General features: G+C 70.5%; 22 protein-coding genes. 10 read left to right on the top strand and 12 right to left on the bottom strand.

Going from position 1 to position 26246, the window contains the following annotated elements:
• Window positions 1-116: 116 nt before the first annotated feature.
• From CP983_RS12970 to CP983_RS12960, 3 genes are all read right to left on the bottom strand, one after another.
• Window positions 117-347 (bottom strand): hypothetical protein, encoded by a 231-nt coding sequence (locus CP983_RS12970; RefSeq protein WP_150499686.1) that lies wholly within the window; start codon window positions 345-347, stop codon window positions 117-119.
• 119 nt (window positions 348-466) lie between these two features.
• The gene (locus CP983_RS12965; RefSeq protein WP_150499685.1) at window positions 467-1648 is read right to left on the bottom strand and encodes a Cmx/CmrA family chloramphenicol efflux MFS transporter; all 1182 of its coding nucleotides are present in this window, start codon (window positions 1646-1648) and stop codon (window positions 467-469) included.
• 122 nt (window positions 1649-1770) lie between these two features.
• Window positions 1771-2751, bottom strand: a complete 981-nt coding sequence (locus CP983_RS12960) for a DMT family transporter (RefSeq protein ID WP_150499684.1) — start codon at window positions 2749-2751, stop codon at window positions 1771-1773.
• Window positions 2752-2824: 73 nt separating this feature from the next.
• On the opposite strand from CP983_RS12960, the gene CP983_RS12955 reads away from it, so the two are divergent.
• Entirely contained in the window at window positions 2825-3424 is a 600-nt protein-coding gene (locus CP983_RS12955; protein ID WP_150499683.1) for a TetR/AcrR family transcriptional regulator, read from the top strand.
• Window positions 3425-3540: 116 nt separating this feature from the next.
• A complete protein-coding gene (locus CP983_RS12950; protein WP_150499682.1) occupies window positions 3541-4110 on the top strand; it encodes a YdeI/OmpD-associated family protein in 570 nt (189 codons plus the stop codon).
• Window positions 4111-4147: 37 nt separating this feature from the next.
• Here CP983_RS12950 and CP983_RS12945 read toward each other — a convergent pair whose 3' ends face one another.
• Window positions 4148-4759: a YceI family protein gene (locus CP983_RS12945; RefSeq protein WP_150499681.1), complete on the bottom strand. Its 612-nt coding sequence runs from the start codon at window positions 4757-4759 to the stop codon at window positions 4148-4150.
• A 135-nt stretch (window positions 4760-4894) separates the two neighbouring features.
• Between CP983_RS12945 and CP983_RS12940 the strand changes: the two genes are divergently transcribed.
• From CP983_RS12940 to CP983_RS12930, 3 genes are all read left to right on the top strand, one after another.
• A complete protein-coding gene (locus CP983_RS12940; protein WP_167537694.1) occupies window positions 4895-7210 on the top strand; it encodes a polysaccharide lyase 8 family protein in 2316 nt (771 codons plus the stop codon).
• Window positions 7211-7364: 154 nt separating this feature from the next.
• Window positions 7365-8948, top strand: coding sequence for an acyl-CoA carboxylase subunit beta (locus tag CP983_RS12935; protein ID WP_125524966.1), 1584 nt, complete (start codon window positions 7365-7367; stop codon window positions 8946-8948).
• Window positions 8949-8994: 46 nt separating this feature from the next.
• Window positions 8995-9186, top strand: a complete 192-nt coding sequence (locus CP983_RS12930; protein WP_125524965.1) for an acyl-CoA carboxylase subunit epsilon — start codon at window positions 8995-8997, stop codon at window positions 9184-9186.
• A gap of 248 nt (window positions 9187-9434) precedes the next feature.
• On the opposite strand, the gene CP983_RS12925 is transcribed toward CP983_RS12930, so the two are convergent.
• From CP983_RS12925 to CP983_RS12890, 8 genes are all read right to left on the bottom strand, one after another.
• Window positions 9435-10016 carry a GTP-binding protein gene (locus CP983_RS12925; RefSeq protein ID WP_026248371.1) on the bottom strand — a complete coding sequence of 194 codons (582 nt, stop codon included), beginning with the start codon at window positions 10014-10016 and terminating at the stop codon, window positions 9435-9437.
• A complete protein-coding gene (locus tag CP983_RS12920) occupies window positions 9997-10569 on the bottom strand; it encodes a DUF742 domain-containing protein (RefSeq protein ID WP_030948717.1) in 573 nt (190 codons plus the stop codon). Before CP983_RS12920 ends, CP983_RS12925 begins: the two co-directional genes overlap by 20 nt.
• A 94-nt stretch (window positions 10570-10663) precedes the next feature.
• The gene (locus CP983_RS12915) at window positions 10664-11077 is read right to left on the bottom strand and encodes a roadblock/LC7 domain-containing protein (RefSeq protein WP_030948713.1); all 414 of its coding nucleotides are present in this window, start codon (window positions 11075-11077) and stop codon (window positions 10664-10666) included.
• Between the two features lie 10 nt (window positions 11078-11087).
• On the bottom strand, window positions 11088-14327 hold the full coding sequence (locus CP983_RS12910; protein ID WP_150499679.1) for a sensor histidine kinase: 3240 nt from the start codon (window positions 14325-14327) through the stop codon (window positions 11088-11090).
• Between the two features lie 390 nt (window positions 14328-14717).
• Window positions 14718-15293, bottom strand: coding sequence for a GTP-binding protein (locus tag CP983_RS12905; protein WP_030948707.1), 576 nt, complete (start codon window positions 15291-15293; stop codon window positions 14718-14720).
• Complete coding sequence (locus CP983_RS12900) at window positions 15274-15672, bottom strand: DUF742 domain-containing protein (protein ID WP_003997626.1); 399 nt, start codon at window positions 15670-15672, stop codon at window positions 15274-15276. Before CP983_RS12900 ends, CP983_RS12905 begins: the two co-directional genes overlap by 20 nt.
• A 113-nt stretch (window positions 15673-15785) precedes the next feature.
• Window positions 15786-16199 carry a roadblock/LC7 domain-containing protein gene (locus CP983_RS12895; protein ID WP_005479910.1) on the bottom strand — a complete coding sequence of 138 codons (414 nt, stop codon included), beginning with the start codon at window positions 16197-16199 and terminating at the stop codon, window positions 15786-15788.
• Window positions 16200-16208: 9 nt separating this feature from the next.
• Window positions 16209-19901: a nitrate- and nitrite sensing domain-containing protein gene (locus tag CP983_RS12890; RefSeq protein WP_150499678.1), complete on the bottom strand. Its 3693-nt coding sequence runs from the start codon at window positions 19899-19901 to the stop codon at window positions 16209-16211.
• A 565-nt stretch (window positions 19902-20466) separates the two neighbouring features.
• Between CP983_RS12890 and CP983_RS12885 the strand changes: the two genes are divergently transcribed.
• The 5 genes from CP983_RS12885 (at window position 20467) to CP983_RS12865 (ending at window position 26241) form a co-directional block, all read left to right on the top strand.
• Window positions 20467-20649: a hypothetical protein gene (locus tag CP983_RS12885; protein ID WP_107902464.1), complete on the top strand. Its 183-nt coding sequence runs from the start codon at window positions 20467-20469 to the stop codon at window positions 20647-20649.
• Window positions 20650-20827: 178 nt separating this feature from the next.
• On the top strand, window positions 20828-21613 hold the full coding sequence (locus tag CP983_RS12880; RefSeq protein ID WP_030950242.1) for a fumarylacetoacetate hydrolase family protein: 786 nt from the start codon (window positions 20828-20830) through the stop codon (window positions 21611-21613).
• Window positions 21606-23090, top strand: coding sequence for a glutamate--tRNA ligase (gene gltX, locus CP983_RS12875; RefSeq protein ID WP_150499677.1), 1485 nt, complete (start codon window positions 21606-21608; stop codon window positions 23088-23090). The genes CP983_RS12880 and gltX overlap by 8 nt, the downstream gene beginning before the upstream one ends.
• 166 nt (window positions 23091-23256) lie before the next feature.
• On the top strand, window positions 23257-25473 hold the full coding sequence (locus CP983_RS12870; RefSeq protein ID WP_150499676.1) for a FlgD immunoglobulin-like domain containing protein: 2217 nt from the start codon (window positions 23257-23259) through the stop codon (window positions 25471-25473).
• A gap of 36 nt (window positions 25474-25509) precedes the next feature.
• Entirely contained in the window at window positions 25510-26241 is a 732-nt protein-coding gene (locus tag CP983_RS12865) for an HAD family hydrolase (protein ID WP_150499675.1), read from the top strand.
• Window positions 26242-26246 lie beyond the last annotated feature (5 nt).

Genomic DNA, 26246 nt, shown 5'->3' with positions numbered 1-26246 from the left:
CGAGAGCATGCCAAACGGGGAGTGAAGATTTGCTGGCATGCCTCGGTCAATTCCTTTGCTGGATTATGGGAATCCTGTGACCGCCACCACAAGGGGCAAAATCCGGCCACGCCCGTTCAGGCACGGGGTTGCCCGCCCGGCCCCGGTCGCGCGTACCGCTCCCCGGCGGCATGCCACCAGCCGGGCGGGGAGGGGCCGTTGACGACGGAGCTCGGCTGCTCGGGGTGCAGTCCGAGCAGTCGGAGGGCACCGGCGTCGACATGGACGGTGATCCAGGCGCGCCAGTGCCCGTCGGTCCCGGGCGCACACACGCGATCCCAGCGGACCTCGCCCGCGGTGAACGGCATCCAGTCGATGCCGCGCTCACGCAGTCAGGCGCGCACGGCGGCCAGGGGGTGGCGGCTCCCCTTCTCGAACTCGTACGAGGCGATGGCGAGCCATGCGGGGTCCGGGCGGGACGTGGCGGTCATGCCGGCCATGATGCCCGAGTGCGGCATCCGGGCGCGCGCCGATTTCGCCGTGCGGCCAGGCCGGCCGTCAGCAGCGCCACCGCGACCAGTGCGGCGCTGACCCACACCGGCGACCTGTACCCGAGGCCCGCCCCGATCGCCGTACCGCCGAGCCAAGGCCCCAGCGCCGCACCGACGTTGAAGGCCGCCGTCGCGAAGCCGCCGGACAGGGTGGGGGCGTCGGACGCGGTACGCAGCGCCTGCGAGATCAGCGTGGAGCCGACGCCGAAGGACAGGGCGCCCTGCACGAGGATGAGCCCGAGTGCCACGGCCGGTGTCCCGGCGGCGAGTGCGAACGCGGCCCATCCGAGGCAGAGGGCGCCACCGCCGCCGGTCAGAACCGCCCCGGGGCGGCGGTCGGCGAGGCGCCCGCCGACGGCGACCCCCAGGAACGACCCCGCGCCGAACAGCGCGAGCACGACGGGCACCCACCCGCTTCCCAGCCCCGTCACCTGCGTGACCAGGGGCGCGAGATAGGTGAAGGTGCAGAAGGTCGCCGCGTTCACGAGGGCGCCCAGGAGCAGGGCGACGCGGAGCCGTGGGTTGCGCAGCGACCGCAGTTCGGCGCGCAGCGAGGGACGCCCGGAGTCGGCCGCGCCCGCGGGAACGGACCGGGCCACGGCCACCACGGCGGGCAGCGACAGCAACGCGACGGCCCAGAACGCGGCGCGCCAGCCCCAGAGTTGACCGAGCAGCGCCCCTGCCGGGACACCCACCACACACGCCAGCGTGACCCCGCCGAGCAGGGTGGACGTGGCCCGCCCCCCGGCCTCCGGCCCGACCATCCCCACGGCCGTGACGAGCGCGACGGCCAGGAACCCGGCGTTGGCCAGCGCCCCGACGACACGGGTGGCGACCAGTACCGTGAAGCTGTCGGTCACCGCCCCCACGACATGGCCGGCGAGGAACACCGCCAGGAACCCCAGCAACGCGCCCCGCCGCGACCAGCGTCGCGCGAGCCCGGCCATGAGCGGCGCCCCGGCCACCATCCCCACGGCGAAGGCCGAGGTGAGCGCCCCGGCCGAGGGCACGGAGACCCCCAGGTCCCGGGCGATGTCCGGCACGAGCCCGGACAGCATGAATTCGGACGTCCCCTGTGCGAACACGGCGACGCCCAGCAGAAAGAGAGCGAACGGCATGAAGAAACTCCGCAACCCGAAGTCGAGGTCGAAAACGGCACGTCGAAGCGGCCGTCCGGCGGCGGAGTGAGCCCGGAAGCGGGCGGGCCCGAGGGCGAGCGAGAACGCTCGTCAGGCCGGCGTCACGAGCAGCCACCGGAGAGCCGGTGGCCGGAGTCTTGAGGCTTCGGGGCTGGACACGCGGGCAGGCTATGCGGATCCGGAAGCGGGGAGCGACCGGTTTTCCGCGAGCGACCGCCGCGGCCGTCGCGCTGCACCACGGCGACCGCCGCGAGGCCGACGCCCAGGCCGAGGCCGGTCTGCACACCGAACGCCTCACCGAACATCACCGCACCCCACACCGCCGTGACCGGAGCCATGAGGAACATGAGCGCGTTGACCTTGGTCACCCCGGAGCGGCGCAGGATGAGCCAGTACAGCCCGTACCCGCCGAAGGTGGACAGCACCACGAGCCAGACGACCGCCGCCCAGAACCCGGCCTCGGCGGGCGGTGCCGCCGCTCCCGCCGCCACGGCGAACACCGTGAACAGCACGGCACTGGTGGCGCAGTGCACGGTCAGCGCCACCCCGGGCGCGACCCGGGTGCGCGAGCGGCTCTCCAGGAAGGTGGCCGCCACCAGCGAGAGCATGCCGAGGAACGGGACGAGATAGGCCCAAGCGGCGACACCGTTCGCGGCCATGGCGTCGGCCGTGGTGACGAGGGCGACGCCGGCCACCCCCAGGCACAGGCCGAGCCACTGCCTGCGTGAGACGTACTGCCCCAGCAGCGGCCCGGCCAGTGCCCCGGCGACCAGCGGCTGGACGCCGTCGATGAGGGCCGTGGTGCCGCTGGAGACGCCGAGCTGGATGGCGTAGTAGACGGTGAGCAGATAGCCGCTCTGCGACAGCACACCGATCGCGGCCTGCCGTACGACGTCCCGCGCGGCGAGCCCCCGCCAGGACGCGCGCCCCAGGGTGGCGGCGACGACGAGCAGGATCACGGCGAGCGGCAGGAACCGCCACATCAGGACCGTGACCGCGGCGGCGCTGCCCGCCCCGAGTTTCGCCCCGATGAACCCGGAGCTCCAGCACAGGACGAACGCGATCGAGAGCAGGGCGTTCACGAGACCACATCCAGTAGACAGATCGGTATATCCGGCTCCGCCTTCGACTATACAGATCGGTATACTTTCCGGCATGGGCATCGCAGAGCAGCCGCAGCGCGTGACGATGACGCGTGCCGCGCGGCGCGTCCTGGAGGCCGCCGAGCGGCTGTTCTACGAGCGCGGCATCCACGCCGTCGGCGTGGACCTCATCGCCGCGGAGGCGGGGGTGACCAAGAAGACCCTCTACGACCGCTTCGGCTCCAAGGAGCGGATCGTCGTGGAGTACCTGGCCGGCCGGGACGAGCGCTGGCGGGCCTTCCTCGCCCAGTACCTCGACGCGGCGCGCGCGACGCCCCGGGCGCGTGTCCTGGCGGTGTTCGACGCCTCGCGCGCATGGTCGGCGAGCTTCGGCGCCAAGGGGTGCAGCATGGTCAACGCGCACGCCGAGATCAGCGACCCGTCCCATCCGGCGTTCCCGGTCATCGCCGGGCAGAAGGAGTGGATGCTCGCGCTGTTCACCGGCCTGGCCCGGGACATCGCCCCGGACGACGCCGAGCGTCTGGGCCGGACGCTGATGCTGCTGCACGAGGGAGCCCTCGTGGCCCACGGCCTGAACGTGTTCCCGGATCCCGTGGCACACGCCCGCGACGAGGCGGCGGCCCTGCTCGACACCGTGACGGCCAAAGCCTGAGGTCGTACCGCCTGCTGAATGCCGTACACGCCCGATTCCCGGTGCCGCGCGAGCCCTGAACCAGGACCGAACGAACTAGGACCGAATCCGACCTCTTTCCGGCCTAACGTGCCCTCATGACCCCCTCCGACGGCATCCAGCCCCTCGCCTTCGAGTCCGCAGAGGCCCTCGACACCTGGCTGGCCGGCCACCCCGCCCCGCACCCCGGCCTCTGGATCAAGGTTGCCAAGAAGGACTCGGGGATCCCGTCCGTCACCGCCGCCGAGGTGAACGACGTGGCCCTGTGCCACGGCTGGATCACGGGGCAGCGCAAGGGGCTCGACGGCTCGGCCTACCTCCAGCGGATCACTCCGCGCCGGCCCGGCAGCGTCTGGTCGATGGTCAATGTGCGGCGGGTGGCGGAACTCGTGGCCGAGGGCCGGATGCGTCCGGCGGGCCTCGCCGAGGTGGCGGCGGCGAAGGCGGACGGCCGATGGGCGGGGGCGTACGAGTCGCAGGCCGTGGCGGAGGTCCCGCCCGAGCTCGCGGCGGCGCTGGCGGAGAACCCCAGTGCCGGGGCGGCCTTCGAGAAGCTGGGCAGGTCCGAGCGCTACCAGGTCATGCTCGGCCTTCTGCAGGCCCGGACCGAACGCGGCCGGGCGGCCCGGGTCGCCGCGATCGTGCGGGACATGGCGAAGCGCCGGTGAGCGTGCTGCTCACCGGCGCTTCGAGGGGTGCGTGGCGTCACGCGTTCCGGATCGCCGAGATGTCGAAGTTCAGCTTGATCTTGTCGGAGACCAGCACGCCGCCCGTCTCCAGCGCGGCGTTCCAGGTCAGGCCCCACTCGGAGCGCAGGATCTCCGCCTTGCCCTCGAAGCCGACGCGCTCGTTGCCGAACGGGTCCTTCGCGGCGCCGTTGAACTCGAGGTCGATGGTGATCGACTTGGTGGTGCCGAGGATCTCCAGGTCGCCGGTGATGCGGTAGTCGTCACCGCCGAGGGCCTCCGCCTTGGTGGAGCGGAAGGTCATCGTCGGGAACTCCTCGATCTTGAAGAAGTCCGCGCTCTTGAGGTGGCCGTCACGGTCCGCGGAACCGGTGTCGATGCTGTCCATCTTGATGTCGAGGGACGCGGTCGACGCCGAGGGGTCGCTGCCGTCCAGGTGCAGCGAGCCGCTGAAGTCGAGGAATTTGCCCTTGACGTTGGTGACCATGGCGTGCCGCGCGACGAAGCCGATCGTGGAGTGCGCCGGGTCGATCGTGTACTCACCGGTCAGCGCGGCCAGGTCGGGGCTGACGACGGCGGCAGCGGTCGCGGTGGCGGTGTCGGCGGTGTCCTTGCGGTTGAAGATGCCCATGGTGTGCTCCTCGGGAGGTGATGTTGAATCTTGAACTACTCAACGCGGACCACCGTAGACCTATTCCGTTCAGCTTTCAACATCTTCTGGGGTGTGTCGGTGGAGTTACCCGCCGTCACGTGATAGGTCATGGACATGACTCCGACGCGCCGTGCCTTCCTGTACGCCGCCGCCCTCACCGCGACCTTCGCCCAGGCCGCCGGAACCCCGGCCCGCGCGGCGGACTCCGACCCCTACGACGGGCTCCGCCTGCGCTGGCTCGACATCGCCCTCGGCACCGGTTACGACCCGGCGACGGAGCCGTACGCCTCCCGCCTCGCGGAGACCGGCACCCTCGCGCGCGGCTTCCGCGCCACGATGGCCCCCGCCCCGAACTCGCTGTGGCCCGGTCACCCCTTCGACCCGCCCGCCGGCATCACCCAGAGCTACGGCCGCCTGTGGACGATGACCCAGGCCTACAGCCGGCAGGGCACCGGCTCCACCGCCGACCTCGGCCTGCTCGCCGACATCCTGCGCGGCCTCGACCACCTCTCCACCACCGTCTACAACCCCTCCACCACCCGCTACGGCAACTGGTGGGAGTGGCAGATCGGCAGCCCCCGCCTGCTGACCGACATCACGGCGGCGCTGTACGACCACCTCGGCGAAGACCGCATCGCCGCAGCCTGCGCGGCCGTCGACCACTTCATCCCCGACGCGATGCTCACCGACTACTCCGGCACCTCCACCGGGGCCAACCGCGTCGACCTGTGCCGCAGCGTCGCCCTGCGCGGCGTCCTCGGCCGCACCCCGGCGAAGATCGCACTCGCCCGGGACGCGCTCTCCCCGGTCTTCCCGTACGTCACCAGGGGCGACGGCCTCTACGCCGACGGCTCCTTCGTCCAGCACACCTGGGTCGCCTACTCCGGCACCTACGGCCAGGTCCTCCTCGACGGCCTCGGCCGGCTCTTCGCGCTGCTCGCCGGATCCGAGTGGGAGGTGACCGACCCGAACCGGCAGATCGTCCTCGACAGCGTCGAGCGGGCCTACGCGCCCCTCATCCACGACGGTCTGGTGCTGGACGCCGTCAACGGCCGTGCGATCAGCCGGGGTTACCTCAAGAGCGACGACCGGCAGGTGATGCGCAGCGACCACTACCACGGACAGGGCATCATCGCCGCGATCGCACTGCTCGCGGACGGCGCGAGCGCGGCGGAGCGCGAGCGCTGGTACGGCAGGGTCAAGGGCTGGATCCAACGGGACACCGTCACGCCGATCCTGACGGCTCGTCAGTTCGACGTCGCCGACCTCGCCCGCCTGCACGCCGTCGCCGAGTCGCCGGTTCCCGCGGCCGCCGAACCCGTCGGCCACCACCTCTTCGCCGCGATGGACAGGGCGGTGCACCGCCGCCCGCGCTTCGTCGCGAACATCGCCATGGCGAGCGACCGCATCGCCCACTACGAGTGCGGCAACGGCGAGAACCCGCGCGGCTGGCACACCGGCGCCGGAATGCTCTCCTGGTGGGCCGACGGCACGGGCGATCAGTACACGGACTGGTACTGGCCGACCGTCGACTGGTACCGCCTGCCCGGCACGACCGTCTCCACCCGCCGCCTCCCCGACAGGGCCGGCGGCGAGTGGGGTGCGCCCAAGCCCGCCGTGCGATGGGTCGGCGGCACCACCGACGGCGAGTACGCGGCGATCGGACAGCACCTCAAGGGGCTGGGGTCGACGCTGGAGGCCCGCAAGTCGTGGTTCTGCGCCGCGGACGCCGTGATCTGCCTGGGCGCCGGGATCACCTGCACGGACGGCGTGCCCGTCGAGACCGTCGTCGACAACCGCAACCTGGGGGAGAACGGCACCCAGGCCCTGCTGCGCGGCCCCGGCTGGGCCCACCTCGCCGGCCACGGCGGCTGGGTGGTGCCGTACGGCGAACTGCGCACCCTGCGCGAGGAGCGCACCGGCGCCTGGGCCGACATCAACACCACCAGCACCATCGAGCGCCGCACCCGCCGCTGGCAGACCCTGTGGCTGGAGCACGGCACCGACCCGACGGACGCGGCCTACGTCTATCTGCTCATGCCCGGCGCCCGCCGCGCGGAGGTGGCCGCCCGTGCCGCCGACCGGACATGGCTGTCGGTCCTCGCCAACGACGCCGGCCGCCAGGCGGTCCGTGTCCCCTCCCTGGGGCTGACGGCCGCGAACTTCTGGCAGCCGGGCACGGCCGGTGACCTCACCGCCTCCGCGGGCGCGAGTGTGCTGCTCCGGCGCCGGGGCCGTACCGCTACGCTCTGCGTGAGCGAGCCGCCGCGCACCGGCGAGCCGCTGGAGATCGTCTGGGACCATCCCGTACGACGGATCCTGCGGGCGGACGAGTCGGTCGAGATCCTCGCGACAGGACGCCGACTGCGCGTCCGCGTCACTCCGGGGATGGTATGTGCGACCCATCGATGTGAGGTGGCTCTCGCGTGACGGCTTTGTGCGACCTCCACAACGCGGACGCCCTCTGAGCAGTCGGAAAGGCTGCATGCGGTCAGGGTTCTGTTCAGTGGCACCAGGAAATGGGTCCGGAGACTGTACGGAGTCAACGGCTCGCTTTCGCGCGCGTCCTTCGTAAGGTCGCTACATGACCGTTTTGGATGAGGCACCGGGTGAGCCGATCGACGCCCGCGGGCGGACGGCCGAGCTGCACGAGATCCGTGCGCAGGCGCTGGCCGGCCCGAGCGAGAAGGCGACCGCGGCGCAGCACGCCAAGGGCAAGCTGACCGCCCGGGAGCGCATCGAGCTGCTCCTGGACCCGGGTACCTTCCGGGAGGTCGAGCAGCTGCGCCGGCACCGCGCGGTCGGATTCGGCCTGGAAGCCAAGAAGCCGTACACCGACGGTGTCATCACCGGCTGGGGCACGGTCGAGGGCCGCACGGTCTTCGTGTACGCCCACGACTTCCGGATCTTCGGCGGCGCGCTGGGCGAGGCCCACGCCACGAAGATCCACAAGATCATGGACATGGCCATCGCGGCCGGTGCGCCGCTGGTCTCCCTCAACGACGGCGCCGGCGCCCGTATCCAGGAGGGCGTCTCGGCGCTCGCCGGCTACGGCGGCATCTTCCAGCGCAACACCAAGGCGTCCGGCGTCATCCCGCAGATCTCGGTCATGCTCGGCCCCTGCGCGGGCGGCGCTGCGTACTCGCCGGCCCTCACGGACTTCGTGTTCATGGTCCGCGAGACCTCGCAGATGTTCATCACCGGCCCGGACGTGGTCAAGGCCGTGACGGGCGAGGAGATCACCCAGAACGGCCTGGGCGGCGCCGACGTGCACGCCGAGACCTCCGGCGTCTGCCACTTCGCTTACGACGACGAGGAGACGTGCATCGCGGAGGTCCGCTACCTCCTCTCGCTCCTCCCGCAGAACAACCGTGAGAACCCGCCCCGCGCGGAGTCCACGGACGCGCCCGACCGCCGCAGCGAGGTGCTCCTCGACCTGGTCCCGGCGGACGGCAACCGTCCCTACGACATGGCCAAGGTCATCGAGGAGATCGTCGACGACGGCGAGTACCTCGAGGTCCACGAGCGCTGGGCGCGCAACATCATCTGCGCCCTCGCCCGGCTCGACGGCCAGGTCGTCGGCATCGTGGCCAACCAGCCGCAGTCCCTCGCGGGTGTCCTCGACATCGAGGCGTCGGAAAAAGCTGCGCGCTTTGTCCAGATGTGTGACGCTTTTAACATTCCGATCGTCACCTTCCTGGACGTCCCCGGGTTCCTTCCCGGTGTCGACCAGGAGCACGGCGGCATCATCCGGCACGGCGCGAAGCTCCTCTACGCCTACTGCAACGCGACGGTGCCGCGGATCTCGCTCATCCTGCGCAAGGCGTACGGAGGTGCCTACATCGTCATGGACAGCCAGTCCATCGGTGCGGACCTCACCTATGCCTGGCCGACCAACGAGATCGCCGTGATGGGCGCGGAAGGCGCGGCCAACGTCATCTTCCGCCGGCAGATCGCCGAGGCCGAGGACCCCGAGGTCATGCGGGCGCGCATGGTCAAGGAGTACAAGTCCGAGCTCATGCACCCGTACTACGCGGCCGAGCGCGGCCTGGTGGACGACGTGATCGACCCCGCCGAGACCCGCGAAGTCCTGGTCCGCTCCCTGGCGATGCTGCACACCAAGCACGCCGACCTGCCGTCCCGCAAGCACGGCAACCCCCCGCAGTAACCCACCGGTACCACTGCGGAAACCTCTCTCACGGAGACTGACACCCATGAACCTCCCTGATATCCGCGTCGAGAAGGGCCACGCCGAGCCCGAGGAAGTCGCCGCCATCACGGCGATCCTCCTGGCCCGCGCCGCCGCCCGGCCCACCGCCGCGCCGACCCACCGAGGCCGCCCGAAGGCGGGCTGGCGCCGCCTGGAACGCGAGCCGGGCTTCCGCGCCCCGCACAGCTGGCGCTGACATCTGCCGGTCACCACGGCCCCGCTCTCCCCGAGGGAGAGCGGGGCCGTGGTGCGTCCCGCCCGCAGAGGGGCCGCCACGCGCATCGCGGAGGACTCGCGGCCCATTTCCTCACGGCCCGTCAGGTCGGCCCGCAGAGAGGGCATCGAGCGCGCCGGACGGGCCCTGCCCACGAACGGCGAACGGCCCCCGTCCCTCCCGCAGGAGGAACGAGGGCCGCGACCGAAACGGGCCGGAGAGGGGGGCCGCTAGCGCAGGCGGGCCATCAAGGCGTGTTCGACCAGGGTGATCAGGGCCGACTTCGCGTCCGCGCGGTGGCGGGCGTCGGTCGTGATGATCGGGGTGTCGGGGCCGATCTGGAGGGCCTCACGGACCTCGTCCGGGTTGTACGGCTGGTTGCCGTCGAAGCCGTTCAGGGCGATCACGAAGGGGAGACCCGAATTCTCGAAGTAGTCGACCGCGGGGAAGCAGTCGGCGAGACGTCGGGTGTCCACCAGGACGATCGCGCCGATGGCGCCGCGTACCAGGTCGTCCCACATGAACCAGAAGCGGTCCTGACCGGGCGTACCGAAGAGGTACAGGATCAGGTCCTGGTCCAGGGTGATGCGTCCGAAGTCCATGGCGACCGTCGTGGTCGTCTTGTCCCCGGTGTGAGTGAGGTCGTCGATGCCCGCCGAAGCTGACGTCATCACGGCCTCTGTGCGCAGCGGGTTGATCTCCGAGACGGCGCCGACGAACGTGGTCTTGCCCACGCCGAAGCCGCCCGCCACCACAATCTTCGCGGAGGTGGTGGAGCGGGAAGGACCGCCGCTAGAGCTTGCGAAGTCCACTGAGCACCCTTTCGAGCAGTGTCACGTCTGGCTGGCCGCCGGCGTTCTCGTCGCCGCCGGGCTGATGGATCGCGACCAGTCCCGCCTCCGCCAAGTCGGCGACGAGGATCCTGGCCACGCCGAGAGGGATCGTCAGCAGGGCCGAGACCTCGGCGACCGACTTGATCTCACGGCAGAGGTTGCAGATCCGCTGATGCTCGGGCAACTGGCCCTGCATCTGATGCGGCTGCGCGGTGGTGTGCACCAGCGCCTCGATGGCGAGCTGGTAGCGAGGGCGCGTCCGGCCGCCGGTCATGGCGTACGGGCGCACCAGGGGGTTGTTCGACGCCCCGGCGGGCGCCGGCTCAGGGGCGCGTCGCTGCGGCTGCACCGGCTGGATGCGCGGTGCCGGGGGCTGGTCGTACGGCGAGGGCCCGGGGCCCTGCGGCGCGTACGGCTGCCTCTGGCTCGGCTGGGAGGGGAAGTTGTACCGGTTCTGGGAACCGTCGTTCTGGCCCTGGGCAGGGCCGTACGACCAGTTGCCCGATGACGAACCGTCTGGGGGTGTTGCCACTTTCTCTCCTCCTCCGACTGTGCCTGGCACCCATCATGTGGAGCCGCGTCCCGAAACCTTACGGCCACGGGACGCCAAAACGCACCGCTGTCTGTTAGTTGAGCAGGCTCCCTTGGAGCTCCGCACGCAGATCCGGCGTCAGGACCGTACCGGCACGGTCGACCAGAAGCGCCATCTCGTACCCAATGAGGCCGATGTCCGCCTCGGGATGTGCGAGCACGGCGAGGGAGGAACCGTCGGAGATGGACATCAGGAAGAGGAATCCCCGCTCCATCTCCACAACCGTCTGGTTCACGCTGCCGCCCTCGAAGATGCGGGAGGCGCCTGCCGTCAGAGACGTCAGACCGGAGGCGACGGCCGCGAGCTGGTCGGCGCGGTCGCGCGGAAAGCCTTCGGACATCGCCAGAAGGAGTCCGTCGGCGGAGACCACCACCGTGTGCGACACCCCGGGGGTGTTGTCCACGAAGTTGGTGATCAACCAGTTCAGGTTCTGTGCCGCCTGGCTCATCGGGCTCACACTAACGCTCCTGGTTGTAGGTGCTGTCAGGACCGAAGCCCTGGCCGTTCGTTTCACTTCCCGCACTGCGGCCCCGCTGGACGCCCCGGCGCAGGTTGCTCAGCCTGCCCCGGACGTCCTCGGGAGCGCGGGAGACCTGTGGGCCGCCCTGAGGGGTGGCTTCGGCGGCTCCCTGGACCAGATTGGCCTTGGGTACCCGCCGGGGCAGACCGGAGGAGGTGACCCCGCCTGCCTTGGGCTTGCGAAGAGCCGAGGCCTGCTGCCAGCGCTCGTCGTTCTGCGAGCGCCAGGAGTCGTCGCCGTTGTTCTCCGGTACGGGCGCCGGCGTCGGCGCTTCCTGCCGCGCGGGCCGTGCGCCGTTGCTGCCGTTCGCGGGGGCTCCGCGGCGCGGAAGCCCGGCGTCGGTCATCGTGTGGCCGGCGGCGGGGGCCGCGCCCGGACGGTCGAAGCCTACGCGGTCGCGCTCACCTGCGTCATCGGCCTGCGCGGATTCCGCCTGCGGAGCGTACTGGTCCGGGTAGCCGTTGCGGTAGCCGTCCTGCTGCGGCCAGTCGTCCTGGGTACGCCGCTGCTCGAAGGCCGGGAAGGACTCCGGGGCGGAAGGACGGGTTGCGGGCTCCTCACGAGCGGGCTCCGCGTAGGAGGGCTCGGGGTAGCCGCCGCCGGACGAGAAGGTGTCGTTGCGCGGCAGGCCGCCGTTCGGCGCGTAGTACGTGTCGTCGTACGTCTGCTGCCGCTCGTCGTACGACGGCATCTGCTGCTCGTCGTACGCCGCCTGCTGCTGGTCCTCGTACGCCTGGCGGTCGTAGCCCTCGCGCTGGTCGCCGAAGTCGTTCTGACCGTTGCCGTAGGCGGGCTCGGCCGGGAAGTCGTTCGCGTAGGCGGTCAGCTCCGGGGTCTCGCCCGGGCCGTGGATCTCGGCCTCCAGGGCCGCACGGCGCTCCTCACGCATCAGGGAGCGGCCGACCGGGTCCAGGTCGCGCAGGTCGTCAGGGACCTCGGTGTAGCGGCTGTCGTCGAAGCCGAGCTCGGCGGCCGTACGCATCGGCTGCTGGTTGAAGTTCTCACCCTGGAAGTGCTGCTCCGGGATGATCTGCGAGACGGTGAACTCGTCGACCGGCGCCTGCTGCTCGCCGCCGCCACCGTGGGTGATGGCGTCCGGCAGCATGACCAGCGAGGTGGTGCCGGCCTGCTCGCCGGAGGGGCGCAGCTGGACGCGGATGCCGTGCCGGTCGGACAGCCGGCCGACCACGAACAGGCCCATGCGCTGGGATATCGCGGCGTCGACGGTCGGCGGGTTGGCCAGCTTGTGGTTGATGTCCGCGAAGTCCTCGGCGGTGAGGCCGATGCCCTTGTCGTGGATCTCGATCATGACCCGACCGTCGGGGAGACGGGTGGCGGTCACACGAACCTTGGTCTGCGGGGAGGAGAACGTCGTCGCGTTCTCCAGCAGCTCGGCGAGCAGGTGCACGAGGTCGGTCACGGCGCGGCCGTGGATCTCGGCCTCCGGGACGCCGGAGAGCTCGATGCGCTCGTACTGCTCCACCTCGGAGGAGGCGGCGCGCAGGACGTCGACCAGCGGGACCGGCTGGTCCCAGCGGCGGCCGGGCTCCTCGCCGGCGAGGACGAGGAGGTTCTCGCCGTTGCGGCGCATACGGGTCGCGAGGTGGTCCAGCTTGAAGAGGTTCTCCAGCTGGTCCGGGTCGGCCTCGTTGTTCTCCAGGTCGGTGATCAGGGTCAGCTGGCCCTCGATCAGCGACTGGTTGCGGCGCGACAGGTTGGTGAAGATCGCGTTGATGTTGCCCCGCAGCAGAGCCTGCTCGGCGGCGAGCCGGACGGCCTCGCGGTGGACCTGGTCGAAGGCGCGGGCGACTTCGCCGATCTCGTCCCGGGTGTTGATCGGGATGGGCGCGACCCGGGTGTCGACGCGGCCGGGGTCGGTGCGCGAGAGCTGGTCGACCAGCATCGGCAGACGCTGCTCGGCGATGCCGAAGGCGGCGTTGCGCAGCTGGCGCATCGAGCGGGACATCTGGCGGGCCACCATGCCGGCCAGGATGAACGCGGCGAGCAGGGCGACCACGACGGCGGCACCGGTGATCAGGGCGTCGCGCTTGGCGTCGTCGGAGATGACGGAGGCCTCGTTCACCGCGGTGTTGGCGAGGTCGTTCTCGATGTCGCGGTAGGCGTTGTACTTGAGGGTGTTGACCGCCCACCAGTTCTCGGCGGTGATGCCCTGCGAGGCGAGCGCGGCACGCTCACTGGTGTCCGTGGAGCTCAGCTGGGCCAGCGCTCCGACCATCTTGACCGGGTCGGCCGGCGGCGCCACGTAGTCGGGGTTCTTCTGCGCGGCCGCCTTGGCCATCGCAGCACCCTCGGCCTTGATCTCCTTGGTGGCGTCGACCAGCTTCTGGTTGTCCTCCTCGGTACCACCGCTGGTGTACTCCTGGATGGCGATGCCCTCCAGGTAGGCGTACGAGGACAGGGCGATCCGCTGGCGGGACAGGTCCGTGGCCTTGGGGCCCGGCTTGACCAGCATGTGCATGCCGATGGAGCGCTCCAGCGAGAGAGCGCCCTTGGTCAGCGAGATGGCGTAGACGGTACGGCCGTAGCTGGTGATGTTTCCGGTGCCGAGACCCAGCTCGTTGGAGAACTCGAGCAGACGGTGCTCGACCTCGACGTAGCCCTCTTCGGTCTCCACGCCCTGGAGCTTGTTGGTGTAGGCGGCGGCACGCAGGTCCGTCAGCTCGGGCTCGACCTCGCGGAAGCGCTCCAGACGGCGCTCCAGGTTGGCCCGGTCAGGCATGTTCTGGGCGGCTTCGTCGAAGGCGTCGGCGGCCTTGTCGGTCGCGGCGCGGACCTTGACGACGGTCGGGTCGTCCTCGCCCTTGCCCTGGAGGAGGGGGGCGGCGGACACGTCACGCTCGACCAGGAGGGCGTCGCCGTAGGTGAGGGCGGCGGCGACCAGGCGCGCGGTGTTCTCCGCGTCCTCGGCCTCCTGCCAGGTGTCGATCGAGCTCTTCACCTGGAAGCCGCCCATGACGAGGCCGACCATCACGGGTATGAGCAGGATCGCGTTCAGCCGGGTCGGCACGCGCCAGTTGCGCGGCGAGAGGCGGCCGCCGCTCGGGGCGGGCGCCGCCGTAGGTTCCGATCCGGGCACAGGGGCGGGCGCCGCTCCGCGCGGCGGCGGGGTGAAGTTGCCCCGGGCCGACGGCTCGGGACTGTTCTTGCTTCGCCTCACTCGACCAACAACCTTCCGGCGGGGTCGGCACCAACGTTGTGCCGCTGTGTCTCAGAGCCCAGTTCGTCATCGAGGAGTACGCAGTACTGCTGAGTACGTCTTTGACTATTGGGCAGTTCTCGCATTCCAGCACGGGGGCCTGCGCTCTTCCAAACAGTGGAAGGAACAGATTCCGAGCCGTGAATGCCCTAGATAAAACGGTCATAAAGAACGAGCCCCGCCAAAAGGCGGGGCTTTTGTACGCGCAGCGAGACGGCTCGAACGCGACGAGTGGCCGTACCACCCGATTCCTCTGCCGAAACGTTATGAACAACGGAGCCGACCGTGTCAAAGGCCACAGCCGGCTCCGGCACATCTACGACAACTGCCGTATGGCGCTGTTGACTTGCCCTACCGCAGCCGGGCCATGAGCGCATGTTCGACCAGCGTGATCAGCGCACTCTTGGCATCGGACCGGTGCCGGGCGTCGGTCGTGATGATCGGCGCGTCCGGACCGATCTGCAGTGCCTCGCGCACCTCGTCGGGCGTGTACGGCTGGTGCCCGTCGAAGCCGTTGAGGGCGATCACGAACGGCAGGCCGCTGTTCTCGAAGTAGTCGACCGCGGGGAAGCAGTCGGCCAGGCGCCGGGTGTCCACGAGCACCACCGCGCCGATGGCGCCGCGCACCAGGTCGTCCCACATGAACCAGAAGCGGTCCTGTCCCGGCGTACCGAAGAGGTACAGGATCAGGTCCTGGTCCAGGGTTATACGGCCGAAGTCCATGGCCACCGTGGTGGTGGTCTTGTCACCGGTGTGCGTGAGGTCGTCGATGCCCGCGCTGGCGGACGTCATGACGGCCTCGGTGCGCAGCGGGTTGATCTCCGAGACGGCGCCGACGAACGTGGTCTTGCCCACGCCGAAGCCACCCGCCACCACGATCTTGGCGGAAGTGGTCGCCCGACCCGGTTCAGAGCTTGCGAAGTCCACTGAGCACCCTTTCGAGCAGCGTCACGTCCGGAGCGCCGCCGTTGTTCTCGTCGCCACCAGGCTGGTGGATGGCGACCAGGCCGGCTTCGGCGAGGTCCGCGACGAGGATCCTGGCCACGCCCAGCGGCATGGACAGCAGAGCGGAGACCTCGGCGACCGACTTCACTTCACGGCACAGGTGGCAGATCCGCTGGTGCTCCGGGAGGAGCCCCATGAGCGCTGCCGGGTCTGCCGTCGTGCTGATCAGGGCCTCGATGGCCAGCTGGTACCGCGGCCGGGTCCGGCCACCGGTCATCGCGTACGGACGTACCAGCGGCTGGTCGCCCTCATCCTCGTACGGCTCCGCGTACGGATCATGAGAGGCGGTGGGCGGGGTCATGAATCCTCCGGGCTGGGACAGCAAGTCGGTCAGTCAAGCCGTCTGGGTGAGGGCCAGTGGGGGGATTGTGGCGGCCGGACGGTGATTTGGTGAGACGGGTTGGATCCGGGCGATCAGTGGAGCAGACTGCCTTGCAGTTCGGCGCGCAGGTCGGGCGTGAGAACCGCGCCCGCGCGGTCGACCAGGAGCGCCATCTCGTAGCCGACGAGGCCGATGTCGCATTCGGGGTGAGCCAGTACGGCGAGGGACGAGCCGTCCGAGACCGACATCAGGAAAAGGAACCCCCGCTCCATTTCCACGACGGTCTGGGCGACGTCGCCGCCCTCGAAGATCCGGGACGCGCCCGCCGTCAGCGAGGTCAGGCCCGACGCGACGGCCGCCAGCTGGTCGGCTCGGTCGCGCGGGAAGCCCTCCGACATCGCCAGCAGCAGACCGTCGGCGGACACGACGACGGTGTGGGACACACCCGGGGTGTTGTCCACGAAGTTGGTGATCAACCAGTTGAGATTCTGTGCCGCCTGGCTCATCTGGCTCAACTAACGCTCCTGCTGGTGAGTGGGGCTCGGGAAGCTGCCGGTCTGACCGGTACCGGTACCGGCCTGACGACCCTGTGCGATACCCCGACGGAGATTGGTCAGCCGACCGCGTACGTCATCGGGCGCACGCGAGACCTGCGGACCGGTTTGGTGCTGTTGCTGCTGAGCCGTACCCGCGACGAGGTTCGCCCTGGGCACCCGGCGCGGCAGGCCGGAGGTGGTGACACCGCCCGCGGCCGGCTGCCTGACGCGTTCAGCCTGCCGGACGAGATCGTCGTTCGGCGAGCTGCGCCAGGCGGTCGACGCGGGACGCTGGGGAGCAGAGGACTGCTGCGGCCGCTCGGCGGGAGCCTGCGGCTCCTGGTGCGGAGCGGACGTGGGGGCGGAGCCGCCGGCACCGGGCTGACGTCCCTGCGGACCGCCGTGGAACCAGTTGGTCTCCAGCGTGTCGTACAGCGGGGTACGTCCGTCGCCGGGACCCGTCGCGGGCGGCAGGGCCTCGGGCTCCTGGCGCGGCCGCTGCTGCGGACGCGGCGGGACCGGGGGCTGCGCCGGGCCGACGAGGCCGGGGTTGCCGCCGTAGGTGCCGTTGACCTGGGGCCGCTCGAACTGGCCGGTGGAGTCGCCGTTCTGGCGGCCGGGCAGGGCGTGCTGCCCCGTCGAGCTGCCGTCGTACGCCTGCGGTGCGGCGAACTGGCCCGTCTGCGACGGGTTGTTCTGGCCCTGGGAGCCGTAGACGTCCGGGCGGACGAACTGACCCGGGTTCTGCGATCCGTTCGCGCCGTTCTGCGGCCCGCCCGGACGGGCGAACTGGCCCGTGTTCTGCGGGTTGTAGCCGCCGGGGGCCGGGGCGTCGAAGTCCGGGCGGGCGAACTCCGAGGTGGAGCCGGGGCCCTGCCGGTCGTCGATGCGCGGCATCCGGGAGGTCTGTGCGGGGTCCTCGTCGTGCCCGCGCGGGGCGTCGAGCGAGGCGCGCGGCACCGGCGGCTGCGCGTTCTCGTCGCTCCAGCTGGGGCGGGAGGGCTGGCCAGCACCCGGCAGCTCGGCACGCGGACCACCGCGCGGCGGCAGCTGCGGCGTACGGCCGCGACGGCCCTTCTCGCCACCGGAGGGCGGCGACTGCGGAGCCTGGGAGCCGCCCGGGCGGGACTGCTCGCGGCCACGGTTGCCACCGAAGGCGTCCTGGCCTCCGAACGCGTCCATGCCCGCGGACTGCATGCCCTGCCCAGCACCCGGGGCCTGGCCGCCGAAACCGGCGCCCGCACCGGCCGGAGCGGGCCGGCCCTGCGGCGGGTTGCCGGGACCCTGCTGTCCGCGCGGTCCACCCTGCGGCCCGCCGTCACGGCCGGGCAGCGCGGCCCGCGGTCCCTGGCCGGCACCGAGCCGGCCACCGCCGGAGGCACCGGCGCCGAGCGCACCACCCTGGGCACCGCCGCCGGCCTGGGCCTGACGACGCGCGGCTGCCGCACCGGCGGCGGCCTGCGCGGCGGCCGGACCACCGGAGGCACCGGGGCCGTTCGGGCCGGGCTTGCCACCGGCCGGCTTCTTGCCGCCCTGGGCGACGTCCACCGGGAGCATGACCAGCGCGGTCGTACCACCGGAGTCGGACGGGCGCAGCTGGATACGGATGCCGTGCCGCTGCGACAGACGACCGACCACGAAGAGGCCCATGCGGCGGGAGACGGAGACGTCCACGGTGGGCGGCGAGGCGAGCCGCTCGTTGATCGCCGCGAGGTCCTCGGGGGAGAGGCCGATACCGGTGTCGTGGATCTCGATCAGCACACGGCCGTCGGGCAGCGCGTGACCGGTGACCTTGACCTTGGTCTGCGGCGAGGAGAAGGAGGTCGCGTTCTCGAGCAGCTCGGCGAGGAGGTGCACGAGGTCGTTGACCACGCGGCCGGCCACTTCGGTGGTCGGCACCGCGGCCAGCTCGATGCGCTCGTACTGCTCCACCTCGGACGCGGCGGCGCGGAGCACGTCGACCAGCGGGACCGGGCGGGTCCAGCGACGGCCGGGCTCCTCACCGGCGAGGACGAGGAGGTTCTCACCGTTACGACGCATGCGGGTCGCGAGGTGGTCGAGCTTGAACAGCGAGGACAGCTGGTCCGGGTCGGCCTCGCGGGACTCCAGTTCGGAGATGAGCGAGAGCTGACGCTGGATGAGGCCCTGGGAGCGACGCGAGAGGTTGGTGAACATCGCGTTGACGTTGCCCCGCAGAAGGGCCTGCTCGGCGGCGAGGCGGACCGCCTCGCGGTGCACGTCGTCGAAGGCCGCGGCCACCTGGCCGATCTCGTCCTTGGAGTGCACACCGACCGACTCGACGGAGGTGTCGACGTCCTGCGGGTCCGACTCGGAGAGCTGCTTGACCAGCTCGGGCAGCCGGTCCTGGGCGACCTTGGTGGCGGTCTCCTCCAGGCGGCGCAGCGAGCGGATCATGGAGCGGGCGACGACGAAGGCGCCGACGAGCGAGACACCGAGCACGATCAGGATCAGCGCACCGGAGATGATCGCCTCGCGCTCGGAGGCGTTGCGCAGCTCGCGGGCCTTCTGCTCCATCTCCTCGAGCAGCGTGGTCTCGATGGCGCGCATGCCCTGGAGCTTGGTGGTGCTGTCGTCGACCCAGTCGCGGTAGGAGCGGCGGTCCAGGTCGGCGAGGCCGTTGGGGTTGCCGAGCGCGCGGCCGGCGTACTTGTCGGTGGCCGCGATCGTCGGGTTGCCCTCTTCGATGGGCTTGAGCAGCTCGGCGGACTCGGCGCCGTAGATGCTCTTGAACTGACGCAGCTCGGACTTCTGGCTCGCCAGCGCGGAGGACGCGTAGAGGCGGTCGTTCTCGGTGAGGTCGCCGCGCGAGGTGTTGTTCGCGGGGAGCGCCGCGGCGAGGACCGCTCGCTGGATGGAGGCGTACTCCTTGGCGGTGGAGAAGGCGGACAGAGCACGCGTGCTCTGGATCATCTCCGGGTTGCTGGTCGCCTCGGCCATGTCCTGGGAGAGGCTCAGCAGGTTGGTGATCAGCCGGTGGTAGGCCTCGACCGTCTGGGTGGAGTTGCCGTCGGCCTCGTAGGCCGTGTTGCGGATCCTCGCGATGTCGTTGAGGTCGCCGACGAGCTGGACGAGGTTGTCGCGGACGCCCTTGAGGTTGCCGTCCTTGCTGTTGTCGTCGATCTCCTCGGAGGCCTCGATGAAGCCCGACATGGCCCGGTCCGTCTTGTCCCGGTAGCCCTTGACCGTGTAGTCGGAGGCCTTGGCGCCGTGCGCGAGGGGACCGGCGGACTGGTCGCGCTCCTCCTGGAGCGCGGCCGCCAGCTCGGTGGCCCGCTTGGTCATGTCCGTCAGCAGCCGCATGTTCTCGAGCTGCTGGATGTCGTCCATGTTGTCGCTGATGCGCAGGGCACCCAGCGAGGTGGCCGCGACCACCGGGAGCGTCAGCAGCGCGACGAGGCGTGTGGAGATACGCCAGTTGCGCAGGGCTATTCGCGATCCCGGGCCGGGGCTCTTCGGAGCCTTGGCCGGCGGTGCGGTGGGGTTCGCCGTGCTCGAAGACGCCGACACGGCGGGGCGCCCGGAGCGCTCACCGCCGTCCACGGACGCGGTCGGGCCCGGGTTCTGGGCGTGCTGGGCCGAGGGACCTCGGTCGGTCCCGCCGTGCTCCGGCTCCGCCGAAGCGCTGCCATCCCTCTTGAAACGTCCCTGCACTAGCGTCGCAACCTCTGGACCAGGCGTCCTTCCGCGTGAACGGACGGACACGGTGTCGGCGTATTAGAGAGCGTCCTGAACACGCTCCCTGATGGTCGTGAGTGACCGGCGCTGGTTCCCCCTATCTCGCCGCCACTCGGCGCTCGGTGCGCCCCCTGTGCGCCGGCTAGATCCTGCGGCGGTCCGTGAGATTCCAGCACAGCGCAGGATCTCCAACAAGGCCCGTAGGCCGAGCCGTGACATACGTGACGCCACGTGAGTGCGAGATTACCTGCCGTAGAAACTAATCTCCCTCATAACGGACTTTTGCCCGCGAGCCGCTCGTGCGCGAGAGGTGTCCCAGTCGCCATGATCAGGAGCGGAATGACGGGTTCAGGGGGTTAATGTCCGTTTCGTCGGGCTGGAATGCGAGCCTGAATTGACCGGTTTATCCATCGGGCCGTGAGCAAACTCACATACCGATCAAGCGGTCTTCGCGGCTTCTCGCGGGAATTGCATGTTTAGCCTGACGTTTTACAAGAGGGATGATTCTGCCAACCCCGCGACGACAGGACCCAGTACAGCCGTGAAGACGACGATGATCCGCACGATAGCCAACCCGCGGCGCACGACGCTGGCCCACCTCGCCGACGCCGAGGGGTTGCACATCCCGCAGCAGCCGGAGCACTCCGTCGATCTTCCCGCCCAGACCGCGAACCCCCGGCGCACCATCCTGGAAACGGTCCCCGTCACCGCCGCCGCCCAGTAGTACGCGGGACCTCGGCCGATTGTTCAATCACGTACGAACAGTCGGCCCCTGTGACGGCTTCCGCGCGACGGCCCGCGACCGTGCTGGTGCCCGCGACAATGGGCGAGGCGCCCGCCCCTCCCCGCGCTAGCCTGGAGCGTCAGACTCCAGCCGGCTCAAGTGAGGGGCGCAAGATCCCGTGCGCATCGCCAGATTCTCCATCGACGGGAACGTCGCCTTCGGCGCGGTCGAGGGCGACAGGCCGGACGAGCTCGTCCTCGACATCATCAAGGGCATCCCGTTCGCGGAATTCGAGCTCTCCGGCACGAAGGTCCCGCTGAGCAAGGTCAGGCTGCTGCCCCCGGTGCTCCCCAACAAGGTCGTGGCCTTCGGCCGCAACTACGCCGAGCACGCGCGCGAACTCGGCAACGAGGTGCCCGACGCCCCGTTCGCATTCTTCAAGCCCTCCACCGCGGTGATCGGCCCCGGCGACGAGATCCAGTACCCGTCCTTCACCGAGGACCTCCACCACGAGGCCGAGCTGGCCGTCGTCATCGGCCGTATGTGCCGCGAGGTCCCGCGCGAGCGCGTCAAGGACGTCATCTTCGGCTTCACCTGCGCCAACGACATCACCGCCCGGGACGTCCAGAAGCGCGAGAAGCAGTGGGCGCGGGCCAAGGGCTTCGACAGCTCCTGCCCGCTGGGCCCCTGGGTGGAGACCGGCCTGGACCTTCAGGCCGCGTCCGACCTCACCATCCAGCTCACCGTCAACGGCGAGCAGCGCCAGCTCGGCCGCACCAGCGAGATGATCCACCGCATCGAGGATCTGATCGTCAACATCACCGAGGCCATGACGCTGCTCCCCGGCGACGTGATCCTCACGGGCACCCCGGCAGGGGTCGGCCCCCTGAACGTCGGCGACGAGGTCGCCGTCACCATCGAAGGCATCGGCACTCTCACCAACAAGGTTGTCAAGCGTGGCTAGCGCACCCGGCTCCCCAGTCCGCGTCCGATTCTGTCCCTCGCCCACCGGTAACCCCCATGTGGGCCTGGTCCGCACCGCCCTGTTCAACTGGGCGTTCGCCAAGCACCACCAGGGCACGCTGGTCTTCCGTATCGAGGACACCGACGCGGCCCGCGACTCCGAGGAGTCCTACACCCAGCTGCTCGACTCGATGCGCTGGCTGGGCTTCGACTGGGACGAGGGCCCCGAGGTCGGCGGCCCGCACGCGCCCTACCGCCAGTCGCAGCGCATGGACCTCTACAAGGACGTCGCGGCCAAGCTCCTGGACGGCGGCCACGCCTACCACTGCTACTGCTCCCAGGAGGAGCTGGACAGCCGCCGCGAGGCCGCCCGCGCCGCCGGCAAGCCCTCCGGCTACGACGGCCACTGCCGCGACCTGACCGACGCGCAGGTCGAGGAGTACAAGGCCCAGGGCCGCGCCCCGATCGTCCGCTTCCGCATGCCCGACGAGACGATCACCTTCACGGACCTGGTCCGCGGCGAGCTGACCTTCACCCCGGAGAACGTCCCGGACTACGGCATCGTCCGCGCCAACGGCGCCCCGCTGTACACGCTCGTCAACCCGGTCGACGACGCCCTGATGGAGATCACCCACGTCCTGCGCGGCGAGGACCTGCTCTCCTCCACCCCGCGCCAGATCGCCCTGTACAAGGCGCTGACCGAGCTGGGCATCGCCAAGCGGACCCCGGCCTTCGGCCACCTGCCGTACGTCATGGGCGAGGGCAACAAGAAGCTCTCCAAGCGCGACCCGCAGTCCTCGCTGAACCTCTACCGCGAGCGCGGCTTCCTGCCCGAGGGCCTGCTCAACTACCTCTCCCTGCTGGGCTGGTCGCTCTCCGCCGACCAGGACATCTTCACGATGGACGAGATGGTCGCGGCCTTCGACATCGCGGACGTGAACCCCAACCCGGCCCGCTTCGACCTCAAGAAGTGCGAGTCGATCAACGGCGACCACATCCGCCTGCTCGACGTGAAGGACTTCACCGAGCGCTGCCGCCCCTGGCTCCAGGCCCCGTTCGCCCCCTGGGCCCCCGAGGCCTTCGACGAGGTGAAGTGGCAGGCGATCGCCCCGCACGCGCAGACCCGTCTGAAGGTCCTGTCGGAGATCACGGACAACGTCGACTTCCTCTTCCTCGCGGAGCCGGTCTTCGACGAGGCGTCCTGGACGAAGGCGATGAAGGAGGGCTCGGACGCCCTGCTGCGCACCGCCCGCGAGAAGCTGGACGCCGCCGACTGGGCCTCCCCGGAGTCCCTGAAGGAGGCCGTCCTGGCCGCCGGTGAGGCCCACGGTCTCAAACTCGGCAAGGCCCAGGCCCCGGTCCGCGTCGCCGTCACCGGCCGCACGGTGGGTCTGCCCCTGTTCGAGTCCCTGGAGGTCCTGGGCAAGGACACGACCCTGGCCCGGATCGACGCGGCGCTCGCGAAGCTGGCCGCGTAGCACTTTCACAGCGGGGCGGCGTCCGGTTCGGACGCCGCCCTTCGCATGTCCGCCCAGCCGTCACCGGGAGTTCACCCTTCCGGCCAACTGCCGCTCTACGAGGGCACGTTGGATGTCCCCCGTGCACATGATCAGCGTGTGCACCTGGTTTTCAGGGGGAGGGAACGTGACTCGTTCACGAAGACTTGCCACGGTCGCGCTCAGCGGAGCGGTGGCTCTGACGTGTGCGCTGCCGATGGTGCCCGCGCAGGCCGCGGACTCGCCGGTGGGGACGGTCCGGCTCCGCACGGAGAAGCGGATCGAGATCGACTACCAGTGGGCCGGCGCGTCGGGATTCCAGTACCACTCGTACGTCGGCAACTCCACCGCCTGGGTGGGTTACCCGGACGTCGTACCGCCCGCGCACGCGGGCCCCGACGACCTGGCCACCGGCACCGACGTCGTCAACACCCGCAGCGGCTCAACGGTGACGCAGCGGCACCGCTCCACGAACGTCACCGCCACCGTCACGATCCCGGCCGGCCAGACCTACGCGGCCGCCGTCGGCTGGAGCGTGCTCACGCGGGACACCGCCGGCACCCTGCACGTACTGCGCGCCGCCGCCGACGGCACCACGACGGACTTCCCGGTCGCCGGGCTTCCCACGGGCGCTCAGCCCACCGCCTACGTCACCGGCGGCTCGGTCGGCCGCCTCGCGGTCTTGTACACGCTGGACGGCACGAGCTCGGTCGGTCTCGTCGACCTCGCGGGTGGAGCCTTCCGCACCTACGTGAGCGGCTTCTCGGCGGACCCGGAGGTCGTCTTCAACGACCGGTGGCTGGTCGCGGGCTCGAAAGCGATCCGGGTCGACGCCGAGCCGGGCACGCAGCCCACCTCGTACAGCCGCGGTCCCGGCTACCTCGAAGCCGTCGTCGGCGACCAAGTCCTCACCGGCAACCCGGACTTCATCCCGGGCGGCACCCAGCCCGCGCTGACCGCCGGCTCACTGGTGACCGGCACTGTCACCACCGTGCTCAGCGCGTCCTTCGGCGGCATAGGCCCCACCTTGGACGGCGGGGCGCTCGCCACCGCCGGGCCCTCCGGCATCGACTGGAACGTCCACCGCATCACGCCCACCCAGGACGGCGGGGTCACCACGGAGAAGGTCGCCCAGATCCCCGCCTACGCCACCGGTGTCAACGGACTGGCTCTCGCCGGCGGCGAGTTGTTCCTCTACGGCGCCACGACCCCCGGCGGCTACTCCCGCTTCAACAGCTTCCAGCTGGACGCGATGGGCAGGCCCACCGGGCAGCAGACTCCTCGCAGTCCGGCCCTGAACGTGAGCACCTGCCTCACCGGCGACGCCGCCTGTCCACAGCTGGAGGCTCTGGGCGACGGCCGCGCCTCCTACCTGTCGACCGATTCCGAGGGCAAGGAGTCCGTCTTCGACATCGGCCTCGACACCACGACCATCCGCAACGAGCCCACGGGCGACTCAGGCGGCCGTATCCCCAGTGGCAGCGGCCGATACGTGCTCTACAACGGCGGCTCCGGCACCCAGCGGGTCGTCGACTTCCCGAACGGCACGACGGAGGGCACCACCGTCCTCACCCGCCCCCGCACCGCGGCAGCCGTCTGGGGTCAGGTGCTGTGGACCCCCGGCACCACCCAGGGCGCGGTCGTCGGCAAGCACCTCAAGACCGGCCAGACGGTCGGCACCGTGGCCACCGGCGCGCCCTGCACCCCCACCGACATCCAGGCCGTCAACACCTGGCTGTACTGGTCCTGCGGCTCCACCGCGGGCGTCTACGACCGGGCGACGGGCCGCAAGATCACGGTCCCGGCCGACAACGGCCCGGCCCGCCTCGCCGACGGCTACCTGATCCGTGAGAACCGCACCACGCGCGAGCTGCTGCTCACCGACTTCCACACCGGCACGGCCGCCACCCGCACCCTGGTCAAGCTGCCCACCCAGGACTGGAACACCGGAGGCAGCAACGGCCGCTGGGCGGTCGACCGCTTCGGCGGCCACATCGCCTACCTCAACGGCACCAACGGCGAGGTGTCCATCGTCAACAGCGGCGTCCCCGCCTCGGCGCTCGCGCAGATGGAGAGCCAGACGGACGCGGTGCCCTTCGGCCCGACCATCGGCACCCCCTGGCGGCCCGTCTGGCAGCTCAACAAACCCGCCACCTGGACACTCACCCTGAGTAACAGCAGTGGCAGGGTCGTGCGAACGCTGACGGGCAGCACCCAGGGCGCCGCCGTCCGCCCGGCCTGGGACGCCTACGGGGAGGACGGCCGCCGGGTCATGAGCGGCACGTACGCCTGGAAACTGACCGCCCAGCCCCGCGACGCCGAGGGACCGGCCCTGACCGTGACCGGGACGACCACGGTCAACTGACGGACACGCTCCCGGCGTCCGCGTTACCGTCGGATCATGAGCATTCGCGCGGTGGTGTGGGACGTCGACGACACCCTCTTCGACTACACCGCCGCCGACCGCGCCGGAATGCGGGGACATCTGCTGGCCGAGGGTCTGCTCGACGGCTACGACAGCGTCGAGCAGGCCCTCGTGCGCTGGCGCCGGGTCACCGACGCCCAGTGGGCGAGGTTCTCCGCGGGCGAGGCGACCTTCCAGGGCCAGCGCCGTGATCGCGTACGGGTCTTCCTGGGTACGGAGCTCACCGACGCCGAGGCCGACGAGTGGTTCGAGCGCTACATCGGGCACTACGAGGCGGCCTGGGCCCTCTTCCCGGACGTCCTGCCCGTCCTCGACGCCCTGGCCGGCAGCCATCGGCACGCGGTGCTGTCCAACTCCAGCCTCACCGTCCAGGACCGCAAGCTGCGTGTCCTCGGCGTCCACGACCGCTTCGAGTCGATCCTGTGCGCCGCCGAGCTGGGCGTCTCCAAGCCGGAGGCCGGCGCCTTCCACGCCGCCTGTGCCGCCCTCGACCTCGCCCCGCACCAGGTGGCGTATGTCGGGGATCACCCCGAGATCGACGGGCGTGGTGCCGCGGACGCCGGGCTGCTGTCGGTGTGGATCGACCGCGGCGGGGCGTACACCAGCGACGACGGCCCCGGAGGGCCGCGCCGGATCGCCTCCCTCGCCGAACTCCCCGCGATCCTCGGCGCGGATACCCGTTTTGGAGCCCCGTCCACCTTCAGGTAATGTTC

Origin of the sequence: Streptomyces chartreusis (assembly GCF_008704715.1) — a bacterium.
GTDB lineage: Bacteria > Actinomycetota > Actinomycetes > Streptomycetales > Streptomycetaceae > Streptomyces > Streptomyces chartreusis.
The sequence above is the reverse complement of the archived record's forward strand: the minus strand, read 5'-3'. Positions and strand labels throughout refer to the sequence as shown.

Excerpts from the sequence above, each read along its gene's own strand:
- CP983_RS12970 (WP_150499686.1), bottom strand. The coding sequence starts at position 347 with ATGCCGTTCACCGCGGGCGAGGTCCGCTGGGATCGCGTGTGTGCGCCC.
- CP983_RS12965 (WP_150499685.1), bottom strand. The coding sequence starts at position 1,648 with ATGCCGTTCGCTCTCTTTCTGCTGGGCGTCGCCGTGTTCGCACAGGGG.
- CP983_RS12955 (WP_150499683.1), top strand. The coding sequence starts at position 2,825 with ATGGGCATCGCAGAGCAGCCGCAGCGCGTGACGATGACGCGTGCCGCG.
- CP983_RS12950 (WP_150499682.1), top strand. The coding sequence starts at position 3,541 with ATGACCCCCTCCGACGGCATCCAGCCCCTCGCCTTCGAGTCCGCAGAG.
- CP983_RS12945 (WP_150499681.1), bottom strand. The coding sequence starts at position 4,759 with ATGGGCATCTTCAACCGCAAGGACACCGCCGACACCGCCACCGCGACC.
- CP983_RS12940 (WP_167537694.1), top strand. The coding sequence starts at position 4,895 with ATGACTCCGACGCGCCGTGCCTTCCTGTACGCCGCCGCCCTCACCGCG.
- CP983_RS12935 (WP_125524966.1), top strand. The coding sequence starts at position 7,365 with ATGACCGTTTTGGATGAGGCACCGGGTGAGCCGATCGACGCCCGCGGG.
- CP983_RS12930 (WP_125524965.1), top strand. The coding sequence starts at position 8,995 with ATGAACCTCCCTGATATCCGCGTCGAGAAGGGCCACGCCGAGCCCGAG.
- CP983_RS12915 (WP_030948713.1), bottom strand. The coding sequence starts at position 11,077 with ATGAGCCAGGCGGCACAGAACCTGAACTGGTTGATCACCAACTTCGTG.
- CP983_RS12900 (WP_003997626.1), bottom strand. The coding sequence starts at position 15,672 with ATGACCCCGCCCACCGCCTCTCATGATCCGTACGCGGAGCCGTACGAG.
- CP983_RS12895 (WP_005479910.1), bottom strand. The coding sequence starts at position 16,199 with ATGAGCCAGGCGGCACAGAATCTCAACTGGTTGATCACCAACTTCGTG.
- CP983_RS12865 (WP_150499675.1), top strand. The coding sequence starts at position 25,510 with ATGAGCATTCGCGCGGTGGTGTGGGACGTCGACGACACCCTCTTCGAC.